Origin of the sequence: Caldisphaera sp., assembly GCF_049974385.1 — an archaeon.
GTDB lineage: Archaea > Thermoproteota > Thermoprotei_A > Sulfolobales > Acidilobaceae > Caldisphaera.
Map to the genome: position 1 here is coordinate 1 of NZ_JBMFIW010000043.1, position 3,149 is coordinate 3,149.

A 3,149-nucleotide genomic window follows, 5' to 3' on the forward strand; every position below is an offset into this window, starting at 1 on the left:
AATACCATGGTATGTAGGAACGATTTATTATTTAATTTTTCCTGATAGCTTTTTATCAAAAGATTTTGGCGGGTGGGTGGGATGGATGAAGGTGCAGGTGAAGGTTTTTTTTCGAAAATTGGCAAAGGTTCGAGAAAAGAGAGCATATAGGGAAGGAAGCATTATTTCGTGAAGAGTGGAGGGTTTTAATGAGTGTTTGTCATTTGAGAGGAAGCATAATTTTAAGAAGGGTTGAGAGTTTTAATTAGTGTTTGGCATTTTACATTTCTCCGAGGGGGCTTGACAAATATTAAAGATGTGCTATATTAAAACTATGAATTTCTCTCCAGGAAGTCTAAACCTTCTTGGAGAGGGAAAAATTACTAAGGAGGTGGAGTTATGAAGGAGTTTAAAGGTATCTTGGTATTTGGAGAGATAGGGGGGCAGGGTACCCCCTATCTCTATAGCCCTTGGTATGATGATTGTTTAGTCAGAGAGGAAGATGGAATTTTCATTTTTTATGTGAACGGCAAGGAAATTCTTCGGAGTAGGTATCTTAGTGGCCAGACGTGGGAGGGCGAATATGACGATTTCGGAAATATCAATTACACAGGTTATTATTGGGAGTTTTATAGTGTTGATGAGTGGAGATTTATTATTAACAATGTAATCGGGGAAAATGAAAGTATTCAAGACTGGCTAAAGGAGAAGTACGAGGGTTGGGGAATATGATAAAACCCTCGTGCTTCTCTATCGCAAAGCTTAGTCCGAGTGGGTTTAGCCCTCTCGGGCTAAGCCCTCGCAAGCTATCCTTCCTTCGGAAAGCCCTCAAGGGACAAGCCCTTGAGGGCTTGATGCCCTTACGGGGCTTGCGAGGGCTTTTTCCCTTCGGGGGATTGCAAGGCTATTTTTCCCTTCGGGAAGCCTTCAATGGCTTAGCCATTGAAGGCAAGTCTTCCCTTACGGGAGCCTTGCAATCCCTTTTTTTTGTGTGTTGGCAAGACAAAAATTAGCCAAGGGGGTGTAAGATGAAAAAAAGGGTAGTTATTGAGATTGAAGAAGAAGATTATTTAAAACTATCAGCATTAAAAAGATTGCTAAATATCGAATGGAAAGATTTACTAATTGGTGGAGCTATTTTGTATTACAGAGAGCTAAATTTAGATGAAGAACTTAAGAAAATAAAAAGCTTATTGCAAGATCAAAAAAACAACACAGAGGAGGTGTAATATGCTTAAAATAGGTGAGTCAAAAGAATATAGGAAGAAAGAGTCTTTGGCTTGGAAAGATTGGAAGAAAAAAGAGGGAAGGTTTCTGTTAATTGCAGTTTTTGGGCCAGCAAGATTTAACAGTTGGAGTATATCGTTTGACACCGGAGAAGCATTAATTAAAAAAAGCATTACGGAAGAGATTGGGAGAGAGCTAATTAGAAAATACAAAGGGTTTAAGGGTAATCTTTATGTCATAGTTTCTAAGGTTAATGATACTTGGGAGTTGTGGTTAGAAGAGGAACCAGGGAGAGAATGGATTTACAATCTTGAAGGGAAGAATTTAATTCGAAGAAAGGACGATATACCTTTTTAGAGTGTGATTAACAATATAGCCTCGGAGAGTTTACTCTCTCTGGGGCTATTCTTTTTGTCTATACAATGAGAGAGTTAATCGAAAGAAAGAAAGAAGAGATAATACAAAAAGAAATAGAAAAAGGAGTCAAAAGGGTTTTTTCAGATAATCCCTATGAGCTGGTCAAGAAGTTAATTCATCAATATAAGATGTTTTCACGGATTACTTCAAAGTATGTTTCAGCAAACAGGAAGCTTAAAATCATTGATTCAAAAGTTCAGAAAGAATTAGTCAGTAATGAAGAAGCACTAAGACATTTATTAGAAGAAGAGCTTAAAGAGAAGTTCGGAAGAAAAAAGCTTGTCTTCTATAAGACTGAGTTTATAGAAGCTAATTCTTTATATTTTCCCTACCTTGCCAGGGTAGGGTTTCATAAAACACAAGACTTGTTCTTCAAGATTGACATTGAGAAGTGTTTTTACTCTATATATTCAGAGTGGGGACTTGACGTAATCTGTAGTTCAAAGATTGATCACGAGAGAAAGATTATAAGTCTTAACTACATAGGATTAGGTGAATTTAATAAAAAAAATTCAGAGATAATCTCAAGGTTAGAGGGAGAGAAGATTCTTAGGAATACTGTTTACGGGCTTACTCGTAGTGCTTGGCAGTTAAGGATTTATCAAGACGGCAGAGTGGAGAGGGGATACTTCAGAGGGAAGCTACAGAATTTAGATCTCACAGTTCTTATAAGTTCTATACTTCACTACATAGTAGGACAATTAATCAATTATCTTGTTTATTGGAACATTGATGGAGGAATAATTCACAGTTCAGGGCTAAGTTTAGCAGAAGAGCTAATACAAAGTTTTGGTTTAAGATTGAGAAAAGAAGTTGCAAGTGATGAAGCTATAGTTTTAGGGATTGGAAGGTATAAAGTGGGAGATTATGAAACTATACCTTTTAAAAACACAAGAGAGTTAAAGAAGGAAGATTTAGGAAAGGAAATAAAAAATCTTTATGTAATCAAAAACATTGAGGAGGTGTTAAGGTGGCTAAAAAAGAGATAATAGATTTAGAAACAAAAAGGTTTAGGAAAGAATTTTTCGAGTGGATAAAAAATGAAGGGGTAAAGGGTGGTTATATAAGAGAGGATTGGAAGGGAGAGTTGGTTGACTATATCTATGAGAGGAAACAACAAGAAGGAGAGATTGTTAAAAAAGAGAGTATAAGGAGAAATATAAACCGAATGCTTGCTTACTATTACGAACAGGGAGGACAAGTAAGGAGTGGAAGGAAGTATTGGAGATACATAGAGGAGTGGTATAAAGAGAAGGTAGTTAATGAGTGGGAGACGAGGAAGGCTTATAATCCGAACACACAGAGGATAGCAAGGTTTCAGAGATTGGAACACGCAAGAGATTATGCTAAGAATATTAATGCCTTACACATTGTGCCCAATGTAAACCAAAATGTGTTTTATGTCTACCGATATTATGCTTAGGAGGAAAGGTTATTGTTTATTTATCTAATCATTTATATTGAATAATAGATATAAAAATTCTATAAAAATATCATCGAAGGGATTCTGGCTTTCCTTGGCTTTT

The 3,149-nt window shown here is 36.3% G+C and carries 5 protein-coding genes; all 5 read left to right on the plus strand.

Annotated features, from left to right (window positions below; all coding sequences use genetic code 11):
• Nucleotides 1-378: 378 nt before the first annotated feature.
• The 5 genes from ACP5GV_RS07945 (at nt 379) to ACP5GV_RS07965 (ending at nt 3,046) form a co-directional block, all read left to right on the plus strand.
• Nucleotides 379-711, plus strand: a complete 333-nt coding sequence (locus tag ACP5GV_RS07945; RefSeq protein ID WP_428103241.1) for a hypothetical protein — start codon at nt 379-381, stop codon at nt 709-711.
• Between the two features lie 296 nt (nt 712-1,007).
• The gene (locus ACP5GV_RS07950) at nt 1,008-1,208 is read left to right on the plus strand and encodes a hypothetical protein (RefSeq protein ID WP_428103243.1); all 201 of its coding nucleotides are present in this window, start codon (nt 1,008-1,010) and stop codon (nt 1,206-1,208) included.
• A 1-nt stretch (nt 1,209) separates the two neighbouring features.
• Nucleotides 1,210-1,563, plus strand: coding sequence for a hypothetical protein (locus ACP5GV_RS07955; protein WP_428103245.1), 354 nt, complete (start codon nt 1,210-1,212; stop codon nt 1,561-1,563).
• Between the two features lie 65 nt (nt 1,564-1,628).
• The gene (locus ACP5GV_RS07960) at nt 1,629-2,612 is read left to right on the plus strand and encodes a hypothetical protein (RefSeq protein ID WP_428103247.1); all 984 of its coding nucleotides are present in this window, start codon (nt 1,629-1,631) and stop codon (nt 2,610-2,612) included.
• Nucleotides 2,594-3,046 (plus strand): hypothetical protein, encoded by a 453-nt coding sequence (locus ACP5GV_RS07965; RefSeq protein WP_428103249.1) that lies wholly within the window; start codon nt 2,594-2,596, stop codon nt 3,044-3,046. Before ACP5GV_RS07960 ends, ACP5GV_RS07965 begins: the two co-directional genes overlap by 19 nt.
• Nucleotides 3,047-3,149: the final 103 nt, after the last annotated feature.

Excerpts from the sequence above, each read along its gene's own strand:
- ACP5GV_RS07960 (WP_428103247.1), top strand. The coding sequence starts at position 1,629 with ATGAGAGAGTTAATCGAAAGAAAGAAAGAAGAGATAATACAAAAAGAA.
- ACP5GV_RS07950 (WP_428103243.1), top strand. The coding sequence starts at position 1,008 with ATGAAAAAAAGGGTAGTTATTGAGATTGAAGAAGAAGATTATTTAAAA.
- ACP5GV_RS07945 (WP_428103241.1), top strand. The coding sequence starts at position 379 with ATGAAGGAGTTTAAAGGTATCTTGGTATTTGGAGAGATAGGGGGGCAG.
- ACP5GV_RS07955 (WP_428103245.1), top strand. The coding sequence starts at position 1,210 with ATGCTTAAAATAGGTGAGTCAAAAGAATATAGGAAGAAAGAGTCTTTG.